This window comes from Polynucleobacter necessarius (assembly GCF_900095185.1).
Taxonomy (GTDB): domain Bacteria; phylum Pseudomonadota; class Gammaproteobacteria; order Burkholderiales; family Burkholderiaceae; genus Polynucleobacter.
Genome location: NZ_LT606948.1, coordinates 846,099 through 864,582, shown reverse-complemented (window position 1 = coordinate 864,582; position 18,484 = coordinate 846,099). Strand labels below are relative to the sequence as shown.

17 protein-coding genes and 3 pseudogenes are annotated in these 18,484 nt (G+C 45.5%); 7 read left to right on the top strand and 13 right to left on the bottom strand.

Features of this window, described 5'->3' with window-relative positions; genetic code table 11:
* Positions 1-50: 50 nt before the first annotated feature.
* On the top strand, positions 51-524 hold the full coding sequence (gene fur, locus DXE31_RS04960) for a ferric iron uptake transcriptional regulator (protein WP_197712246.1): 474 nt from the start codon (positions 51-53) through the stop codon (positions 522-524).
* A 54-nt stretch (positions 525-578) separates the two neighbouring features.
* On the opposite strand, the gene gap is transcribed toward fur, so the two are convergent.
* Together gap and tkt are read right to left on the bottom strand one after the other, a co-directional pair.
* The gene (gene gap, locus DXE31_RS04955; RefSeq protein ID WP_114698023.1) at positions 579-1,607 is read right to left on the bottom strand and encodes a type I glyceraldehyde-3-phosphate dehydrogenase; all 1,029 of its coding nucleotides are present in this window, start codon (positions 1,605-1,607) and stop codon (positions 579-581) included.
* A 47-nt stretch (positions 1,608-1,654) separates the two neighbouring features.
* Positions 1,655-3,649 (bottom strand): transketolase, encoded by a 1,995-nt coding sequence (gene tkt, locus DXE31_RS04950; RefSeq protein ID WP_114698022.1) that lies wholly within the window; start codon positions 3,647-3,649, stop codon positions 1,655-1,657.
* Positions 3,650-3,693: 44 nt separating this feature from the next.
* Here tkt and DXE31_RS04945 point away from each other — a divergent pair, with 44 nt between their 5' ends.
* The gene (locus DXE31_RS04945) at positions 3,694-4,467 is read left to right on the top strand and encodes a 16S rRNA (uracil(1498)-N(3))-methyltransferase (protein WP_114698021.1); all 774 of its coding nucleotides are present in this window, start codon (positions 3,694-3,696) and stop codon (positions 4,465-4,467) included.
* Positions 4,468-4,487: 20 nt separating this feature from the next.
* Here DXE31_RS04945 and DXE31_RS11220 read toward each other — a convergent pair.
* The 3 genes and pseudogenes from DXE31_RS11220 to DXE31_RS04935 all read right to left on the bottom strand — a co-directional run.
* Positions 4,488-4,880: pseudogene (locus tag DXE31_RS11220) on the bottom strand (barstar family protein); the annotation flags it as partial.
* A 50-nt stretch (positions 4,881-4,930) separates the two neighbouring features.
* Positions 4,931-5,107: a hypothetical protein gene (locus DXE31_RS11215; protein ID WP_231969372.1), complete on the bottom strand. Its 177-nt coding sequence runs from the start codon at positions 5,105-5,107 to the stop codon at positions 4,931-4,933.
* Positions 5,108-5,235: 128 nt separating this feature from the next.
* Positions 5,236-7,553 (bottom strand): annotated as a pseudogene (locus DXE31_RS04935) (NADP-dependent malic enzyme).
* Between the two features lie 73 nt (positions 7,554-7,626).
* Between DXE31_RS04935 and DXE31_RS11210 the strand changes: the two are divergent.
* The 4 genes from DXE31_RS11210 to DXE31_RS04920 are packed head-to-tail and all read left to right on the top strand — an operon-like array spanning position 7,627 to position 9,686.
* Positions 7,627-8,145 carry an AIR synthase related protein gene (locus DXE31_RS11210; RefSeq protein WP_231969370.1) on the top strand — a complete coding sequence of 173 codons (519 nt, stop codon included), beginning with the start codon at positions 7,627-7,629 and terminating at the stop codon, positions 8,143-8,145.
* Positions 8,138-8,653: a thiamine-phosphate kinase gene (locus DXE31_RS11205; RefSeq protein WP_231969369.1), complete on the top strand. Its 516-nt coding sequence runs from the start codon at positions 8,138-8,140 to the stop codon at positions 8,651-8,653. The genes DXE31_RS11210 and DXE31_RS11205 overlap by 8 nt, the downstream gene beginning before the upstream one ends.
* Positions 8,650-9,204 carry a phosphatidylglycerophosphatase A family protein gene (locus tag DXE31_RS04925; protein ID WP_114698020.1) on the top strand — a complete coding sequence of 185 codons (555 nt, stop codon included), beginning with the start codon at positions 8,650-8,652 and terminating at the stop codon, positions 9,202-9,204. The genes DXE31_RS11205 and DXE31_RS04925 overlap by 4 nt, the downstream gene beginning before the upstream one ends.
* Positions 9,205-9,206: 2 nt before the next feature.
* On the top strand, positions 9,207-9,686 hold the full coding sequence (locus tag DXE31_RS04920) for a CinA family protein (protein WP_114698019.1): 480 nt from the start codon (positions 9,207-9,209) through the stop codon (positions 9,684-9,686).
* A 13-nt stretch (positions 9,687-9,699) separates the two neighbouring features.
* Here the strand turns inward: DXE31_RS04920 and corA are convergent, their stop codons facing one another.
* Complete coding sequence (gene corA, locus DXE31_RS04915) at positions 9,700-10,665, bottom strand: magnesium/cobalt transporter CorA (protein ID WP_114698018.1); 966 nt, start codon at positions 10,663-10,665, stop codon at positions 9,700-9,702.
* Positions 10,666-10,738: 73 nt separating this feature from the next.
* Here corA and pyrF point away from each other — a divergent pair, with 73 nt between their 5' ends.
* Positions 10,739-11,584 (top strand): orotidine-5'-phosphate decarboxylase, encoded by an 846-nt coding sequence (gene pyrF, locus DXE31_RS04910; RefSeq protein WP_114698017.1) that lies wholly within the window; start codon positions 10,739-10,741, stop codon positions 11,582-11,584.
* 250 nt (positions 11,585-11,834) lie between these two features.
* Here pyrF and DXE31_RS12840 read toward each other — a convergent pair whose 3' ends face one another.
* The 7 genes and pseudogenes from DXE31_RS12840 to mpl form a co-directional block, all read right to left on the bottom strand.
* On the bottom strand, positions 11,835-11,912 hold the full coding sequence (locus DXE31_RS12840) for a hypothetical protein (protein WP_415078076.1): 78 nt from the start codon (positions 11,910-11,912) through the stop codon (positions 11,835-11,837).
* Positions 11,881-12,069, bottom strand: coding sequence for a transglycosylase domain-containing protein (locus DXE31_RS12835; RefSeq protein ID WP_415078074.1), 189 nt, complete (start codon positions 12,067-12,069; stop codon positions 11,881-11,883). Before DXE31_RS12835 ends, DXE31_RS12840 begins: the two co-directional genes overlap by 32 nt.
* 198 nt (positions 12,070-12,267) lie before the next feature.
* Entirely contained in the window at positions 12,268-13,173 is a 906-nt protein-coding gene (gene aroE, locus DXE31_RS04900; RefSeq protein ID WP_114698016.1) for a shikimate dehydrogenase, read from the bottom strand.
* A 24-nt stretch (positions 13,174-13,197) separates the two neighbouring features.
* Entirely contained in the window at positions 13,198-13,953 is a 756-nt protein-coding gene (locus tag DXE31_RS04895) for an energy transducer TonB family protein (protein ID WP_231969368.1), read from the bottom strand.
* A gap of 110 nt (positions 13,954-14,063) precedes the next feature.
* Entirely contained in the window at positions 14,064-16,115 is a 2,052-nt protein-coding gene (locus tag DXE31_RS04890) for a ribonuclease catalytic domain-containing protein (protein ID WP_114698015.1), read from the bottom strand.
* A gap of 2 nt (positions 16,116-16,117) precedes the next feature.
* Complete coding sequence (locus DXE31_RS04885) at positions 16,118-16,852, bottom strand: glucose 1-dehydrogenase (protein ID WP_114698014.1); 735 nt, start codon at positions 16,850-16,852, stop codon at positions 16,118-16,120.
* Between the two features lie 128 nt (positions 16,853-16,980).
* Positions 16,981-18,310 (bottom strand): annotated as a pseudogene (mpl, locus tag DXE31_RS04880) (UDP-N-acetylmuramate:L-alanyl-gamma-D-glutamyl-meso-diaminopimelate ligase).
* Positions 18,311-18,484 lie beyond the last annotated feature (174 nt).

Sequence of the window (18,484 nt, the reverse complement as noted above, 5' to 3'; positions counted from 1 at the left end):
GTATCATTAAGACATTGATTTTAGCCTCCAATGCCATAAATATGCCCCAAATTCCTACCCCCGAAGATTTACACGATATCGGCTTAAAAGCAACTGGGCCACGGATGAAAATTCTGGATTTTTTTCACCAAAATGGTGGTACGCACTTTAGCGCCGAAGATGTCTTTATGGCTCTAGCCAAAGAGGATAAAGAGATTGGACTGGCAACGGTGTACCGAGTCCTCACTCAATTTGAACGGGCTGGGCTGCTGCTACGTAGCCATTTTGAATCCACTAAATGGGATAGCAGGGCGATTTATGAGCTCAATGAGGGCCAACATCACGATCACTTGGTATGTATCGATTGTGGTCACGTTGAAGAGTTTGTAGATGAGGCAATTGAAAAAAGGCAGCGCGATATCGCTAAGAACCTGGGTTTTCAACTCCACGAGCATGCGTTGGCCATGTATGGCCACTGTCAAAAGAAAAATTGCTTTAATAAACAAGCAAAAAAAAGACCTCTAAATGAGGTCTTTTTTACATAATTGCACTAAAAAAACAGATTTAAGCTATTTTTAGCTGCTTTTAACAACTTTTGACTAATTTACCGCCATTAAAGCCTCTGCTGCATTCAACATCTGCACAGAATAGCCCCACTCGTTGTCATACCAGGCCAATACTTTTACCAATTTGCCATCTGCGGAAACCCTCGTTTGGGAGGCATCATAAATACTGGGGCGTGGGTCGTGATTGAAGTCGCTTGATACTAGTGGCAATGTATTGAAACCCAAACTCCCCTTGAGTTCACCCTCGCTTGCAGTCTTAAGAATGGAGTTAACCTCATCCACATTGGTGGCACGACTGGCTGCAAAGGTGAGATCCACAACAGATACGTTAATTACTGGTACACGCATTGCAAAGCCATCAAAACGTCCAGCTAAAGCTGGAAGTACTAGACCCACCGCCTTAGCTGCCCCAGTTTTCGTTGGGATCATGCTAGTCACAGCAGAACGCGCACGACGCATATCCTTGTGATAAACGTCAGTCAAAACTTGATCATTTGTAAATGCATGAATGGTCGTCATTAAACCTGATTCGATACCAATCTTCTCTAAGAGGGGCTTAACTAGTGGTGCTAAACAATTGGTGGTGCAACTGGCATTTGATACCACAACGTCACTTGGCTTCAAAACATGCTGGTTAACGCCATACACAATTGTTGCATCAACATCTTTTTCACCAGGAGCTGAAACTAATACTTTCTTTGCGCCTTGCTGAATATGAATCATCGCTTTTTCTTTAGAGGTGAACTTGCCAGTGCACTCTAAAACCAAATCTACACCCAACTCACCCCATGGGGTTTCTGCAGGTTTACGCGTGCTAAACATCTTAATGCGATCGCCGTTTACCACCATGCAATCGCCATCTACCGAAACCTCAGCAGGAAAGCGACCATGGGCTGAATCGTATTGAGTCAAATGGGCATTGATTGCGATATCACCCATCGCATTAATTGCAACAATCTTGATATCGCGACGCGGCTTTCCATGAACTTGATCTTCATATAAAGCACGCAGAACCATGCGGCCGATACGTCCATAACCATTGATTGCGACACGAATTGTCATTAATTTCCCCTTGCTAATTTTGAATGTATTCGCAGTTCTATTGCTACTTATTTCTCGGCGATGCATTGCTTAACAGTCTTAGCAATTTGATCAACTGTTAGGCCAAAATATTCGTATAACTGAGCAGCTGGCGCAGATTCACCAAAGGTATCCACACCATGAACAGCCGAACAACCATACTTCCACCAGAAATCACTTACTCCAGCCTCTACAGCAATACGTGGAACGCTAACAGGCAATACTTTTGCTTTATAAGAAACATCTTGTTGATCAAAGACAGTGGTTGATGGCATCGAAACCACCCGAATTCCTAAGCCTTCTTTTTGTAATTGCTCTGCTGTCTGCAATGCAAGAGCAATTTCAGATCCGGTCCCAATAATAACTGCATCAATCTTGCCAGATTGTGAGTCACGTAAAACGTAGCCGCCACGAGTAATGTCTTTAATTTGCGCAGTAGTACGAGATACAAAAGGACAAGTTTGGCGACTAAAAATCAAGGCGCTAGGGCCATTTTTACGTTCAATCGCCGCACCCCAAGCAACTGCGCTCTCAGTCGTATCACAAGGACGCCAAACCATAAGATTGGGAATCAATCGCAAACTCGCAACATGCTCTACAGACTGGTGGGTTGGACCATCTTCACCCAACCCAATCGAATCATGGGTAAATACAAAAATACTGCGTAACTTCATCAAAGCAGCCATACGCAATGCATTGCGACTATAATCCGAGAAGGTCAAGAATGTGCCACCAAATGGAATATAGCCGCCATGCAAAGCAATACCATTCATAATCGCGCTCATACCAAATTCGCGCACACCATAATTAATGTGGTTACCCCATTGATCAGCGCGTACCGCTTTACATGCAGACCAATTCGTTAGATTTGATCCCGTTAAGTCTGCAGAGCCCCCCATCATTTCTGGCAATCCTGGGGCTAAAGCCTCTATTGCATTTTGACTTGCCTTACGAGTCGCAATAGTCTCCGCTTTGGTTTGACAACTTTTAAGATATGCGCTCAGTGTCGATGAGAAATCTTTCGAGAGCTCACCTTGCATGCGACGTTGTAATTCAGATGCAAGCTCTGGAAATTTATTTTTGTACTTTTGAAATTCTTTATTCCAGTCATGCTCGGCTGTTTGACCGCGCTTTTTAAAACCCCATGCCGCATAAATATCTTGTGGAATCTCAAAGGGTGCGTAAGGCCAATTCAGAGCAACGCGAGTCGCAGCAATTTCAACAGTACCCAGTGGTGCACCATGGACCTTGTCACTATCTGCCATATTCGGTGAGCCCTGACCAATAGCCGTCTTACAGCAGATCAGAGTAGGTTTATCGCTCCTTTTGGCCTTTGTGATGGCAGCAGATACTGCCTCAGCATCGTGGCCATCAACATCGCGAATGACATTCCAGCCATACGCTTCAAAACGTTTAGGCGTGTCTTCGTTAAACCAGGACACAACTTTTCCGTCTATCGAAATACCATTGTCATCCCATAGTGCAATCAACTTATTTAGCTTGAGAGTGCCGGCTAAAGAACAAACTTCATGGCTAATACCCTCCATCAAACAACCATCACCTAAAAAGACATAGGTGTAGTGATCAATAATGTTGTGCCCAGGACGATTAAATTCTGCTGAGAGTAACTTCTCTGCGAGAGCCATGCCAACCGCGTTAGAAATTCCTTGGCCAAGTGGGCCAGTAGTCGTTTCTACTCCGGAAGTGATTCCATACTCCGGATGGCCTGGAGTTTTACTGTGCAATTGACGGAAGTTTTTTAACTCTTGAATAGGCAAGTCGTAACCAGAAAGATGCAAGAGTGAATACAACAGCATCGAACCGTGGCCGTTAGATAAAACAAAGCGGTCGCGATCTATCCAATGTGGATCAGTTGGGTTATGTTTTAAATGTTCATTCCACAGACCAACTGCAATATCTGCCATCCCCATCGGCATACCAGGATGACCTGAATTTGCCTGCTGTACTGCATCCATGGATAAAGCGCGAATGGCATTGGCCATACGAATTTGAAGGTTTGACATCGTCAAAGTGGTCTCGAAGAAAATAAATTGGCTATATTTCAGTAATGCCTCAATTTTATCTTCCCGGACCATGGCAATCCCAAAAGCCAACTATCCTCACACCTGAGGTTGCCCACCATTTGCGCGTTCGCCGCATCCAACTTGGGGAATTTTTCCCGGTATTTGATGGCAAAGGCCAGGTTGCCAAAGGAGACCTTCTATCTTTGAGCGGCAACACTGGTCAAGTACAGCTGTCTGAAATCCGGATGGATACCCATAGAGAGACTCCTTATGCAATTACATTAGCCCAAGGTTTAGCAGGTGGCGACAAAATGGACTGGATTATTGAAAAAGCGGTAGAAACGGGCGCTCAAAATATTGCCCCCATGCAATGCGAGCGTTCTATCCTGAAACTCACTCGGGCTAGCGATCAAGAGCGTGTCCATAAGCGTCTCAACCATTGGGAGGGCATTATTCAAGCCGCCTGCGAACAATGCGATCGAACCATTTGTGCCAGCCTAGAGTCCATTCAAACATTTGACGCCTATTTGCAGGCAAGCTCAAAGCCCGCTCTCAAACTCTTATTAAGTCCAGACGCTACCAAAAGTATCTACTCAGTACTGCTTGAAAATATTCCTCAAGATCTTGTTCTTATGATTGGCCCAGAGGGGGGTCATTCTCCTGAGGAAGCAAAGCAAGCACAAGCTGCTGGCTATCAACTTGTTTCTTTGGGTGAGCGGGTGCTGAGAACTGAAACTGCCGGTGTTGTTGCCATTACAACAGTGCATAGTGTATGGAATGCTGAAATGCAAAATCGCCTCAAAAGAGGCGATTTATAAGGCTTTTAGTAATTTGCAAATTAGGCAAACGAGTAGAAAACCCGATAGGGGGTTCTGCGCTCAGCCCAAAAATCAACTGCATCACGGAACACATCTAACAGCGTCTCGCGAGCTTCTTTATCAAACTTCTGCGTGCATGGCAAACCTTCAAGCACCACTACAAATCCAGGCTGTGGACCTGCCTTATCTACAGTAGTAGTTAAGGCATCTAACAAAGGATCATAGTTTTTTGCCTGCTGCTTTGTGAATGAATATGCAATTGCAATGGATTCTAAAACTTCACCTTTAGTCATTGCATTTGCGCAGTGAGCGTAAATGAAATTTTGACCCAATTCAGTTGCCGCCTCCTGTAAATCAGGCGTACGGAAAGCGCGAATAGATTGCACGATATTAGGGCGCACACTGCGCAACATTGCCGGCGGTCCGGCATCGCGAACGGCCAAAGCGGCACGCCAAGAAGCTGTCACTTTTTTCCCGAAACTTGATTTGCTGCATAGGTTTGTAAACGAGATAAGCCGCCTTCTGCATACATGTTGGCGGCGGATGACTCTGTTGCGAGTCGATCACTGCTATCCCAACTTTCAGCGCGGCTATGTTCGTCGAAGCTGGCTGTATTGCTGTTTTCAGAGCGATTATTCATGATGGGTGTTAGGTTACCCTTAACATGCCATCAAATCAAGTCCAAATATAGTACTTTTTATGTAAAGTACTGATTTATATAAGAATAATTTATTTCAGTTATCGCTAACTTACATAAATACTCGTCATTTAACTAATAGCTCTAGCATTGCTTGCGGCCTCAACTACGGCCAAAGTTGTCACATTCACGATCCTACGAACAGTAGGTGCTGGCGTCAGAATATGAATCGGTTTAGCGACTCCAAGCAACAATGGACCAATTGCAATACCGTTTCCAGCTGCTGTCTTTAGCACGTTGTAGGAAATATTGGCTGCATCAATATTTGGGAGAACCAGAAGATTAACCTCGCCTTTTAATGGTGAAGATGTCACTGCCCTCGCACGAATACCAACGCGCTATCGCCATGCATTTCACCATCAACCTCTAAAGCAAGATCTGCTTTCTGAATGAAAGCCAACACTTCGCACATTCTAATAGCAGACGGCGCATTGCTCGAGCCAAAGTTGGAATGAGAGAGCAGCGCGACTTTTGGAACGAGACCTAATTTACGCATTTCACTTGTTGCCATCAATGTCAGTTCAGCTAACTCACAAGCACTTGGATCAACATTGATATGAGTATCCAACAAGAATACTTGGCGACCCGGCAAGATTAATCGAGACATTGCACCATAAACATTGGCACCAGCCTCACGACCCACAACTTCATCAATGTACTTACGGTGAGTTGCGGAGCTACCTACTGTTCCACAAATCATGCCGTCAGCCATGACTTTAACGATCATGATGGAACCAATCAAACTATTTCGGCGGGGCATCTCCAACTTGGCAAAGGACGCATTGACGCCTTTGCGCTCTGTCAGGCCGAGATAGGTTTGCCAGAAGTCCCGGAAACGTGGATCGCGTTCGGGATTAACGACCTCAAAATCATCACCCGCTTTCATACGTAAACCAAACCTCTCAATACGATGCTCAATCACAGCAGGGCCTCCAATCAAGATTGGAGTGGCTAAATACTCATCAATGATGATCTGCACTACGGGCAATACGCGTTCATCTTCACCCTCAGCAAACACAATTCGTTTTTGATTTTCTGGTACGCGCTTGGCAATACTAAAGAGTGGCTGCTGCAGCTGGTTTCGGTAGGCATCAAAATCTTTAATTGGTCATAAAGCCACCCCATCATCCATCGCAGCCTTGGCAATCGCTGGAGAAATCACAGCAATCAATCGGGGGTCAAACGGTTTTGGTATTAAATACTCTGGTCCAAAAGACAGATTCTCAATACCGTAAACCGATGCAACCACCTCGCTTTATTCGGCCCGAGCCAACTCCGCCACCGCCTTAACTGCCGCTACTTCCATACCGCGAGTAATTGTAGTCGCACCCATATCTAATTCACCTCTGAAGATGAATGGGAAACACAAAACATTGTTAACTTGATTTGGACAGTCCGTACGACCTGTGGCCATCACTGCATCTGGGCGAACCGCCTTCATCTCCTCAGGCAAGATTACCGGGGTTGGATTAGCCAGAGCAAATACCAATGGCTTTGGAGCCATCTTCTTGACCATGGCTTGTTTTAGAACACCGCCTGCAGACAAGCCTAAGAGAATCTCCGCACCCTCAATCGCTTGATCTAGTGTACGCAGATCTGTTGCTTGGCAGCAAGGCTCCTGCTCTAGATCCATTAATTCTTTGCGCCCCTTGTAAGTAACACCTGCCAGGTCAGTTACCCAAATGTTTTTGCGTTGAATACCCAGATCAACCAATAAATCTAAGCAAGCCAAGGCAGCTGCACCTGCCCCAGAAGTCACCAGCTTTACATCTTCCACTTTTTTGCCGACTACCTTTAAGCCATTGAGGATTGCCGCAGCCACAACAATTTCAGTACCGTGTTGATCATCCTGAAAGACTGGAATTTTCATGCGTGCTTGCAACTTCTGCTCAACTACGCAACAGTCAGGCGCTTTAATGTCTTCTAAGTTAATACCACCAAATGTTCGCTCGAATGCTGCAATGATTGCAACTAATTTATCTGGATCGTTTTCGTTCACTTCGATATCAAACACATCGATGCCAGCCAATTTCTTAAAGGGAACTGCCTTACCTTCCATTACTGGCTTACTGGTCAGCGGTCCAATATTTCCTAAGCCAAGCACCGCCGTACCATTCGTAATCACACCAACTAAGTTTCCACGAGCTGTGTATTTAAATGCATTCGCTGGATCTTTCACGATCTCTTCGCAAGGCGCTGCGACACCTGGCGTGTAGGCTAGTGCCAAATCTCGTTGATTGGTCAGCTACTTGGTGGGCGCAATTTCAATCTTGCCTGGAGTCGGAAACTCATGGTACTGAAGGGCTGCCTCTCTTAAGGCTACAATTTGTTGCTCTTTGTTATTTTCTTTGCTCACCCACTCACTCGCTAAGTTCCGTCTTATCTTCATTTTATCTAAGGCCGTTAAGAGCTTCATTCTATTCCTCTCGGGCATTTGCCTCCCAACAGCCATAAAATGAGGCATGTCTTCTCATTCCAAGCCCATCGGTGAATTTGACCTCATTGAACGCTTTTTTAAAGCGGGTGCTCAATTCTTGTGCACCCGATCCAATCAAACCATTACGCTTGGTATTGGAGATGACTGCGCCATACTGAAACCACAAAATAATGAAGAAATCGCAGTTACCAGCGATATGCTGGTCGAAGGAAGACACTTTTTTGCCAATGCTAATCCTGAGCTATTGGGCCACAAAGCCCTAGCAGTTAACCTTTCAGACCTAGCTGCCATAGGCGCAAAACCGCTAGCATTCACCCTAGCAATCGCCTTACCTAAAGTGAATGAGGCCTGGCTAAAAGCATTTTCTAAAGACCTATTTTCTATTTCTGAGCAGTATTTCTGCCCACTAATCGGTGGTGATACCACTGCGGGCCCATTAACTATCTCTATCACCGCCCTAGGAACCATTGCATCCGGAAAAGCCATCCGGCCGATCAGGGGCAAAAGCTGGCGACGACATTTGGGTTTCCAGCACTGTGGGTGATGCAAGACTCGCTCTTGCTGCGCTGCGTCATGAGATCCATCTTCCTAGCGAAGAGTTAAAGCAAGTTGAGCAGTATATGCATCAACCAACCCCAAGAATTGCACTGGGTCTGCAATTAAGAGGTATTGCAACAGCGGCATTAGATGTATCTGATGGATTGCTGAACGCCTTGCGCCACATTATGAGTCAGTCACAATTAGATGCAGAGATTCAATTAGACCAACTGCCACAATCTACTACGCTCCAAAAACAAGAAATGTCAATTCAAAATCAATTTGCTGCATGTGGTGGTGCTGACTATGAAATTTGCTTTACTACATTGGTCAATCATCGCGACCAGGTTGCTGAAATTGGTAACTCCCTCAATCCACCCCTAACCTTGATCGGCAAGACGCTTCCCAGAAGAGGGATTGAAGCCAAAATAGATTTACTCAATAGCTCGGAGGAGTTATTGAGCGATGCAGAAGCAGCAACTTTTCTCAACTCATTCGATCACTTTGCATCATGACGAATCGTCAGACTTCATCCGAAGTGCAGCCGAATTTGAAGTGGGTTTTTCAAACTGCTAGTCGTACTATCGCCTTTGGCTTTGGAAGTGGCTTAAGCCCTATAGCTCCTGGTACTGCTGGCACTCTCTGGGCATGGGCTACTTTTTTAGTAGGTGAATATTTCCTCAGTACGGCAGACTTTCTTTGGCTGATCGGTGGTGGTATTTTGTTTGGCTTTTGGATCTGCGGTCATGTCAGCGAAGAGCTTGGTAAAAAAGATTTTGGCGGAATAGTATGGGATGAGATCGTCGCTTTTTGGCTTGTACTCATCATCATGCCAACAAATATTTGGATGCAAGTTATTGCTTTTGCATTATTCCGATTTTTTGATGCCGTGAAACCAGGACCAATTGGCGCAATAGATCACCACTTTAAAAGTTTTGTCAGCGACAATTTTCAGCATTCAACTTTTCTAGAGCTTATTTGGCGAGGCTTTGGAATCGTGATTGATGACCTTGCTGCTGCATTTTGCACTCTGCTAGCAATCGCGTTAATACAGCTCCTCATCTAACCATGCACATAGTCGACCTCACCAAAACCTTAGCCCAAATTTTGCTTTCTAGAAATTGGGCATTGTCTCTTGCAGAGTCTTGTACTGGCGGTCTTATATGTGCCAACCTTGTTGATTTAGCAGGCTCAAGTGAATGGTTTGAGCGTGGCTATATTACCTATAGCAATGCAGCTAAAACTGAATGCCTTGACGTGCCAGAGCAAGTTATTGAGATCTATGGGGCTGTAAGCGAAGAAGTTGCAAAAGCCATGGCTGATGGGGCCCGTGTGAACTCCGGAAGTAATGTAGCCATCTCGATAACAGGAATTACTGGCCCAAGCGGGGGATCGATAGAAAAACCCGTTGGAACAGTTTGCTTTGGCTGGTCTACAGAAAATCAGACTTCAACTAAAACAATGCATTTTGACGGCGATCGTCAAAACATAAGACAACAAGCAACAGAATTTGCACTATCCGAGTTGATTGCTCTACTCAGAAACTAGATGCACCTCCCAGTTACTTCATCCAACCTTTGCTGTGGAAATATCCAAGCGGAATAATTGCAGAAACCACCATTGCAGCAATTGCCATTGGATAACCCCAAGTCGCATCTAACTCGGGCATGTGTTTATAATTCATACCCCAAACGCTAGCTAGTAAGGTTGGAGGCATTAAGGCTACCGATACCACCGAGAAGATTTTAATAATTTTCGATTGGTTCAAATTAATGAAACCGACAGTAGCATCCATCAAGAAGTTAATCTTCTCGAATAAGAAAGCCGTGTGGTTTTCCAAGGAATCAATATCACGCAAAATTTGACGTGCTTCTTCTTGCTGCTCATCAGAGAGTAGCTTGCTACGCATTAGGAAAGATAAGGCTCTGCGGGTATCCATTACATTCCGGCGAATACGACCGTTGGTATCTTCCTCTTTAGCAATAGTTTCCAATACTTCAGCCGCATCGGCATCATTGATACTGTCAGAAAGCACTCGTTTACCAGCCTGTTCAAGGTTTTCGTAAACCTCCTCCAAAGCATCGGCAGAGTATTCAGCATCAGTTGAGTACAAATCCAGTAACACATCTTTGGCATTACTCACTGATCCGGGACGTAAACGTGCACGCAAGCGAACCAAGCGGAACACTGGCAAATCTTCATCATGAATCGAGAACAATACTTGCTTGGTAAGAACAAACGCAACTCGAACGTTTCGAGAGGTTTCCTCTTCATCTAATAAGAAATCAGTTCGGATGTGCAGATGGCCATCATCTGCTTCAAAATAACGTGCAGATGCCTCCAAGTCGCCCAAGTCATCTAACTCAGGCAATAGAACGCCAAATGCCTCTTTAATCCAGATTAATTCCTCTTCTTCTGGATCAACAACGTCAATCCAGATAGGATTGGTATATTGCAACAATTCATTGCGATCTTCGACTTGCTCTTGAGAGAGGCGGCCATTTTGCAGGACGAACAAGTTGATCATAGTGAACTCCTAAGGAATGTGCGCTAGTTTATCTTATAGAACATGACAGTTTCACTAAAATCAGCCAAATTCAATGAACTCTCGCTCATATACCTTTAACCAGCAACTCCAGTCTGCGTGGGCTTTACAAGGCAGCATGCTATGCGTTGGTTTTGACCCTGACCCCAAGCGCTTACCCCCTTCCCTACAAGGGAGACCCGAGGGCATTTATGAGTTCTGCCGTGAAATCGCTGATGCAACCGCGGATCTGGTCTGCGCCTTTAAGCCTCAGTTTGCTTACTTTGCCGCCCCAAGAGCGGAAGCACAATTAGAAAAACTGATCAAGCATCTCAAAGATAAGTATCCTCATATTCCCGTAATTCTAGATTCCAAGCGAGGAGATATTGGAAGCACTGCAGATCACTATGCTTTAGAGGCTTTTGACCGATATGGAGCCGATGCCGTGACTGTGAACCCCTACATGGGATTTGACACACTCGAGCCTTATCTCAAATATGCCGGTAAGGGGGTCATTGTCTTATGTCGCACCTCTAACCCTGGTGGCTCTGATTTACAGTTTCTCAATATTGCCCCCAATGATGAGCCCTTATATTTGCATGTAGCCAAGCTTGCTACACAAGAATGGAATAGCTCGGGTCAGATCAGTTTGGTAGTTGGTGCCACATTTCCAGAAGAGATCGGTAAAGTCCGATCCATCGTTGGTGAGATGCCTTTATTGATTCCAGGGATTGGTGCGCAAGGTGGGGATATTGATGCCACGGTCAACGCTGGGAAGATTGCTAGTAAGCCAGGAACCGGGATGATCATTAATTCCTCTCGGGCTATCCTGTATGCGAGCTCAGGATTTGATTTTGCTCAGGCCGCTAGAGACGTAGCTTTGAGCACACGCAACGCTCTAAGGTCTGCTGTAGTTCAATAAATCAGCAGATCAATTACTTGCCAGGTGTGCTTTTAGGATTAGGGGTCAAGGCCACCCGACCCATATTCTCCAGAATAAATTTTTGCCGGGCCGAATAGTTAATCCTTCCTCGACGGCAATACTGCTGTTTATCAAAGCATTTGGGCGCGGGTAGCGCAGAGGCTAAGGCCGCACAGCCTGCTCACGATCTCAACTAACTGAACTAGTAGCGTAATAGTGCTGAGAGGCAGCACCAATTCCAAAGATACCCTCAACCCCATTCGACAGAATTGAGATAAATTTCAAACAATCTCTGCTTAGAAAGCGTTAACTCTAAAAGACCAGTAATGATGAGCTCCTGACCTTTTACGTAAATAGTTTTGCTCTGAGGATAAAAATAAATTTTTTGCTAATTGCTGGGTAATAGTAGAGCCACCTCGTAAGACAGTTTTTGTTTGATTGCCAACCTGAATTTTTTGTTGATTTGTCTGCCAGACCTTTTGCATATCTTCAATCCGCACACCTTTGTGCTGAAAAAGATATTGTCTTCACTTACTAAAACTGCTCGCTTCAGATTGTTCAAAATCTTGTCATAAGGAACCCATTTAGACTGGACAGAACAAGACCAGTGCCAAGAACATAATCGTCACAAATCCTACTAGCAAACATTTCTCTGGATAGAGAAGCCAGCGCATTATAGCAAACTAACTACGTAACTCTGCCAGAACTGCGCGAGGGTTGATGATTGTCGCAAGCTGTGCACCGCGCCATAGTAAAAAAGCATCAGCTGCTTGCTCAACCAACATGCCAAGACCGTCGCTGACACGAGCACCGCGTTGTAATGCTTGTTGCATGAAAGCAGTCGACTTACCATAAACCATGTCATAGGCAAATGAGCTGGGCACAAAAATGTTAGCAACCACTTTTAAACTTATAGGGGACTCATCGATTAATCCTGCGGCTGTGGCATTAATAACTACATCAAATGGATATTGAGTTTTTTCAGTATCCTCTAGATCGACCAAGCTTCTCGACTCTAGCGCGACTTCTTTAGAGGCTGCTAGGCCAGCAAATAGCCTCACCAACTCATCTGCTTTAGTGCTCGAGCGATTAGCGATAACGAGAAATTTAGGTGCCTGTTCGAGTAATGGTCCAATGACCCCGCGCGCAGCACCACCCACCCCAATCAAGAGAATGCGAGCACTATGCAGCGCTATTCCTTGTGCCAGTAAATCACGCACAAGACCTGCGCCGTCGGTATTATCACCAAAAATTTTGCCCTCAGTCATCCATAAGGTGTTCACCGCACCTGCCAATTGAGCACGAGGTGTTAATACGTCTGCAAAGTTTTGAGCCTCAAGTTTAAAAGGCACGGTGACATTTATGCCTTTGCCACCTGCAGCAAAAAAAGCTTTTGCTGACTGAACAAATGAATCGAGATCTGGTTGCAAACGACCGTAGTGCATCCGCTGGCTGGCCTGCTCAGCAAAGCGCTGATGTATTAGTGGTGATTTGCTGTGAGATATCGGATTACCTGCCACAGCATAGACCTCCAAGCCAGGGAAAAGGCTCGGATCAGTATCTAGATTGGTTAAATGTGCAGAACTCATGATAAATAGAGAATAAGCGAATTTCTAATTCTCTTGATGGCTTGATTGGCGTCGTAGCTCGAGACGATCTATGCCATCTCGAGTGAACTCAAAGGTAGAGATCCAATCCAATACATCGATTTGATTACGCATTTCTGGAGGAAAGGGGCCAAACGGCGCAGAAGCTCTGACAATAGCGAGGGCTTGCCGATCTAACTCTGGATTATCCGAACTACAGCCTATTGAGAGCCCATCTTTGCCTTGAGCATTCGCTGTAATTCTGCCTTGGTTATCTACGCTAATAACAATGATCAGACTGCCATATAAAGGGCGCCCATATACCCTTGGGAAAAATGCACTGCCGTAGGTTTCAATCTTTTGACACATGGCATCGTAGTAGTGAGCAAAAGTTACTGCCTTGATGTTAGCGCCAGTCAGGACTTTACGCCTAGGTTCTTTGCCCTCTGATTGGAGTCGTTTAGCTAACTCAGCTTCCAATGAATTCAGTTGAGGGGTAATTTTTTGCTCATCACCACTTTTTCGACCTCCAGAGTGATTGCGCCGCTCGTCTAATTTTGCGAGCATCTGCTTTTGTTGCTTCTCCAACATCTCAAGGCGGGCTTCAGCGCCTAAGCGAGCACGGTGTAATGCAGTAGCTTCTTGCAAATCTGCTTGTGACAGCTTATTTGCATTTTGTGGCGGAATCTTATTACTGGCATTTACTAGCACCACACTTAATGGTGTGTTTACTCTACGGTGTTGAATCTCCCCAAGCCCCCAGTGAAAAGATAGAAAAAACATGAATCAAAATAGATATGCAAAGTGCAAAACGAAATGGGTAACGTTTCCATGCACTATGAAGATAGCGGAACACTGCTCCAAGCCACTCAGGACACGGTATTTCCAACGCTTTACTCTGGACTAGCATCTTCTTCGGGACGTTCTGCTACTGCCAAAGTGCCGGGACTAACTGACGCCTCACACTCAAGAGGCTGTTCGGGGAAATCCTGCTTTGACTCAATTTCTATCACTCGCACACCTGCGCTCAATTGCAATAAATCGACGTCTGCAATTAGCACTTCAGCTCGAGTCATACGAGGATGACTTGCAAGCTCAGGAATAGGCAAATGTAGAGGTACTAATTCCAAGCGAGACATACCTGCTTTTAAGTGGCGAACATGAAAGGATTTAGGTTCCCCATTCTGCACAGCCCAACGTAGACACCAATACTTTTCCAAACGATCCTGGAACTCACCATAGGTCTGATAACAAGATTCAAAGTCTGCTGCAATACCCATCAAACTTGCATCCCGAGGTGAAAATGGGGCAACCATCTTTGCAGTAACTCCATGCTTTACGAGAGCGATTAATTGCCATTGATTCACTAAATCTGAATACCGACGCAGTGGAGAGGTGCACCAAGCGTAATAATCGAGACCTAGACCTTCGTGGGGCCCAGGGGTAGTTTGCATACGAGTGCGTAATGGACCCCAGCCTTTCTGAGTTCTAAATAGCCCAGGCAAGCCATAGTCCGCAAGCAACTGCCCTGCGGCGCTATTACAAAAAATCATCCATTCAGCGACGATCGTATCCAGGATAGACCCTCGTTGACGCGGCACAATATCGACGCGCTGAACGCCAGCCACCTCCTGAATCTGAAAATGAAAATCTCTTGCTAGCGCATTTGAATCTATTAAGCCCAATTGCTCGGCACGTAATCCATTTGCAATACGCTTTTCTTGGCGAGCAGCATAAAGCAATTTAGCAGCTTGCCATAAGATCGCTAATTCATTGCGATAGGGATATCCAGAACTCTCATCAAGAAAGCTCTCTTCGGTTACGAGATGCTCGATATCCTCTAGACGGAGGTTAGATGTCATTGGCACCATCTCCGTACGCATCTGAAGGGTATCTCGATTTGCAACGCCTTGCGCATCAATATCGACATAAATCGATAATGCAGGTCTTGGCCCACCTTCATCCAGTGAAAATTGCTCAATCACTGATTCTGGCAACATCGTAATTTTGTCGCCGGGAAAATAAACTGTCGACATGCGATTACGAGCCACCTTAGCCAATGGATCATCTTTGGAGATCGCCAAACCTGGGGCAGCAATATGAATTCCCACCCGATGTCCACCGTCAATTACCGTAACTGATAACGCATCATCTATTTCAGTGGTGTCAGAATCATCAATCGAGAAGGCTTGTACTTGGGCAAACGGCAGCTCTGCGACTGCAGCGGCATAAGCCGCTTTATCAATGCCAATATCACTTTGATGAGCTGCACCATTTGGAAAACGCGTCTTAAGAAACAAGCCCTGGTGATATGCCAATGGCGAATCAATAGCGCCACATCGAATCATGAGTTGCGCAGGCGATTCTCCAGTCTCAGCACAAGCAGCAATCAATGCCTTATAGGCCGAAGTATGTTTATCGGGAGCAAACAATAGTTGCTTGGCGGAAGATTTCAGCGATTCAGGAACATATCCTGAGACTAGCTCTTGTTGCCACAACGATTGCTGTTCGAGTTCTTTTTGCTTGCGCTCTAATGCAGCCAAGCCAGCCTGCAATTGCTCCAGCGGAGCTCTTTGAAAACGGCCACGCCCTTTACGACGAAAAAATACGGGGACACCTTGCAAAGCAATCGCTAACGCAACTTGCTGTGGAACACTTGCTTGTGAACCAAAGTACTCCTTAGCCACATCGACCAAACCAAACTCTTCGTCTGATGCACAATCCCAAAGAAACTGTAAATCAATATCTGCAGTGAGCTTACCCGCTTCATCCATGGCCGCTTGAGCCTCTGGCTTTTCAAAACGCAACCAAACCTCTTTGGCCTTGAGCTTAATTTTTTTTCCAGAAAGGCTTGTAGCCTGCCAAGACTCCGCATCCCCTGTGCCCGATGCAGATTGAGCTGTGGCAATCTTGATGTCACCACCCTCTTCGTATAAAAGATTCATACTTAGAGCGAAATTCCGCCGCTTGCCTCTAGAGCTACGCCATTGACATAGCTCGCTTCATCGCTAGCCAAGAATAAATACACATTAGCCATTTCAGTAGGTGTACCACGGCGCCCAAGCCAGCTCCGCCTTTCAATATCTTGCAAAATATTTTCTGGCATAGCTTTCACCATTTCTGTAGCGATAAAACCAGGGCAGACCGCATTGACCCGCATTCCCTTAGGACCCAGCTCTCGGGCCCAAGTTTTGGTAAATCCAATCACGCCAAATTTAGTAGCCGAATAGTTGGTTGGACCAAAGTTGTCATAAATTCCAACAACGCTTGACGCATTAACAATCGCACTAGCACCCGCTCCCAGCATATGGGAGACAACCAGTTGCGTGCAATTAAATACGCCCTTCAAATTAACATCAACGACAGTATCAAACTGCGCTTCACTCATCTTAATTAGGCGCGCATCCTGGGTGATGCCGGCGTTATTAATTAAAATATCAATTCGTCCATGCTTTTGCATAACTTGGTCTACCACCACTTGAATGCTGGCGCGATCGGTGACATTCATTTCATAACTCTCGGCATTAGGCGTTTGTGCTGCAGCCCCATTCACAGCATCCTGATTAATGTCTGTAATGATGATTTTCGCGCCTGCTTGCGAGAAACGCTGAGTAGTAGCAAAACCAATCCCCTTAGCAGCGCCAGTCATGATGGCTACTTTGCCTTGCAATCTTTTGCCCATTTTTTGCTTTCTGTAACTAGATCTTTACTGCGATTATTTTGAATCAGTCTGTTTTTTTACTGCTTTGATAAAGCTTTTAATATTGTCTAATGAACGCCGCAGAATCCACCGTTACTCATCACCAAGATCTAATCGCCTAGATTAGCTTCTAGAATGACTGCATCACCCAAAACCTCTAGGTCATCAAACGCCCTAGCTTTATCTTGGTTGTTTACATTCAGCGGGGATAGGACCTCTGCTAAGTCCCAACCCAATGATTCCTTTCCTGTACTAGCGCCATAGGCAAATACCTTATCTGCCGCTTGTAAGCTTCCAGGTAGCTGGGCCTTCATCACGCCGAGCTTCATCGTGTTAGAACGTGGCTCGAGCACAGCTAAGATACACGCCTTGCCCACACGACGACGAAGACCATCAACGGTTGTAGTAATCGCAGTTGGATGATGCGCAAAGTCATCATAAATTGTGATGTCATTGTCAACGCCAATTGTTTCCAAACGACGCTTAACATTCTTAAACTCAGCCAATGCATGAGTTGAGTCCGCCGGCGAAATGCCAATATGGTTTGCAGAAGCGATAGCAGCAAGTGCATTGAATTGATTATGACGCCCCTATCACACCAGAATCAGGCGACCACTGCACAGTTGCAACCTCCTTGCCAGACTTGCGCATAATAAAACCATCGATTTCTTGTGAAATCAAACACCATTCGTTGGTAGACTCCTGGTCAAAACGTTCAACAGGAGCCCAAGCCCCCCTCGAAATTACACTGGCTAAGGCAGGCTCCTCACCATTGGCTACCAATAAGCCATCCCCGGGAACGGTCCGCACCAAATGATGAAACTGTGTTTTTATTGCTGCAAGCTCAAAAAAAATCTCAGCGTGATCAAACTCTAAGTTATTGAGCAATGCTGTACGTGGGCGATAGTGGACAAACTTACTGCGCTTATCAAAAAATGCCATGTCGTACTCGTCGGCTTCGATGACACAATATTTACTCTCGCTCAATTGCGCAGAGACAGTGAAATTCAGTGGTACACCACCAATCAGGTAGTCTGGTTTATAGCCATTAAATTCTAAAATCCAAGTGAGCATGGCTGAGGTAGTAGTTTTACCGTGTGTTCCAGCTACTGCAAGAACGCGCCTTCCATACAAAACTTGCTCGCCCAACCATTGCGGTCCAGAAATATAAGGCAAGCCTTGATTAAGAATCGCCTCCATCAAAGGGTTGCCGCGAGAAACCACATTACCAATCACAAATAAATCAGGCATGGTCTCAAACTGAGATAATTGATGCAGCGAGAACCCCTCAATTAGTTCGATGCCTTGAGCCTCAAGGTGCGTACTCATGGGTGGATACACATTGGCATCACAACCAGCAACACGATGTCCAGCCTGTCTCGCAATTGCGGCAATGCCGCCCATGAAAGTACCGCAAATGCCCAAAATATGTATATGCATTAGCGAATTTTAGCGAAGGAGTTCCAATGAACCGCAAACAATGGATGATCATCGTCACAATTAGTCTTTTAGCACTCCTTGCCGGCGTCCTCACTTCGCAGTGGATCCTATAAAACTGGTTTAGCAAACGCTCCTCCTGTAAAAGCCTTTTTAGGCAATTCTTGGCAAACTCCG

Excerpts from the sequence above, each read along its gene's own strand:
- gap (WP_114698023.1), bottom strand. The coding sequence starts at position 1,607 with ATGACAATTCGTGTCGCAATCAATGGTTATGGACGTATCGGCCGCATG.
- tkt (WP_114698022.1), bottom strand. The coding sequence starts at position 3,649 with ATGTCAAACCTTCAAATTCGTATGGCCAATGCCATTCGCGCTTTATCC.
- DXE31_RS04945 (WP_114698021.1), top strand. The coding sequence starts at position 3,694 with ATGCCTCAATTTTATCTTCCCGGACCATGGCAATCCCAAAAGCCAACT.
- DXE31_RS11215 (WP_231969372.1), bottom strand. The coding sequence starts at position 5,107 with ATGAATAATCGCTCTGAAAACAGCAATACAGCCAGCTTCGACGAACAT.
- DXE31_RS11210 (WP_231969370.1), top strand. The coding sequence starts at position 7,627 with ATGTCTTCTCATTCCAAGCCCATCGGTGAATTTGACCTCATTGAACGC.
- DXE31_RS04925 (WP_114698020.1), top strand. The coding sequence starts at position 8,650 with ATGACGAATCGTCAGACTTCATCCGAAGTGCAGCCGAATTTGAAGTGG.
- DXE31_RS04920 (WP_114698019.1), top strand. The coding sequence starts at position 9,207 with ATGCACATAGTCGACCTCACCAAAACCTTAGCCCAAATTTTGCTTTCT.
- corA (WP_114698018.1), bottom strand. The coding sequence starts at position 10,665 with ATGATCAACTTGTTCGTCCTGCAAAATGGCCGCCTCTCTCAAGAGCAA.
- pyrF (WP_114698017.1), top strand. The coding sequence starts at position 10,739 with ATGAACTCTCGCTCATATACCTTTAACCAGCAACTCCAGTCTGCGTGG.
- DXE31_RS12835 (WP_415078074.1), bottom strand. The coding sequence starts at position 12,069 with ATGCAAAAGGTCTGGCAGACAAATCAACAAAAAATTCAGGTTGGCAAT.
- aroE (WP_114698016.1), bottom strand. The coding sequence starts at position 13,173 with ATGAGTTCTGCACATTTAACCAATCTAGATACTGATCCGAGCCTTTTC.
- DXE31_RS04895 (WP_231969368.1), bottom strand. The coding sequence starts at position 13,953 with ATGTTTTTTCTATCTTTTCACTGGGGGCTTGGGGAGATTCAACACCGT.
- DXE31_RS04890 (WP_114698015.1), bottom strand. The coding sequence starts at position 16,115 with ATGAATCTTTTATACGAAGAGGGTGGTGACATCAAGATTGCCACAGCT.
- DXE31_RS04885 (WP_114698014.1), bottom strand. The coding sequence starts at position 16,852 with ATGGGCAAAAGATTGCAAGGCAAAGTAGCCATCATGACTGGCGCTGCT.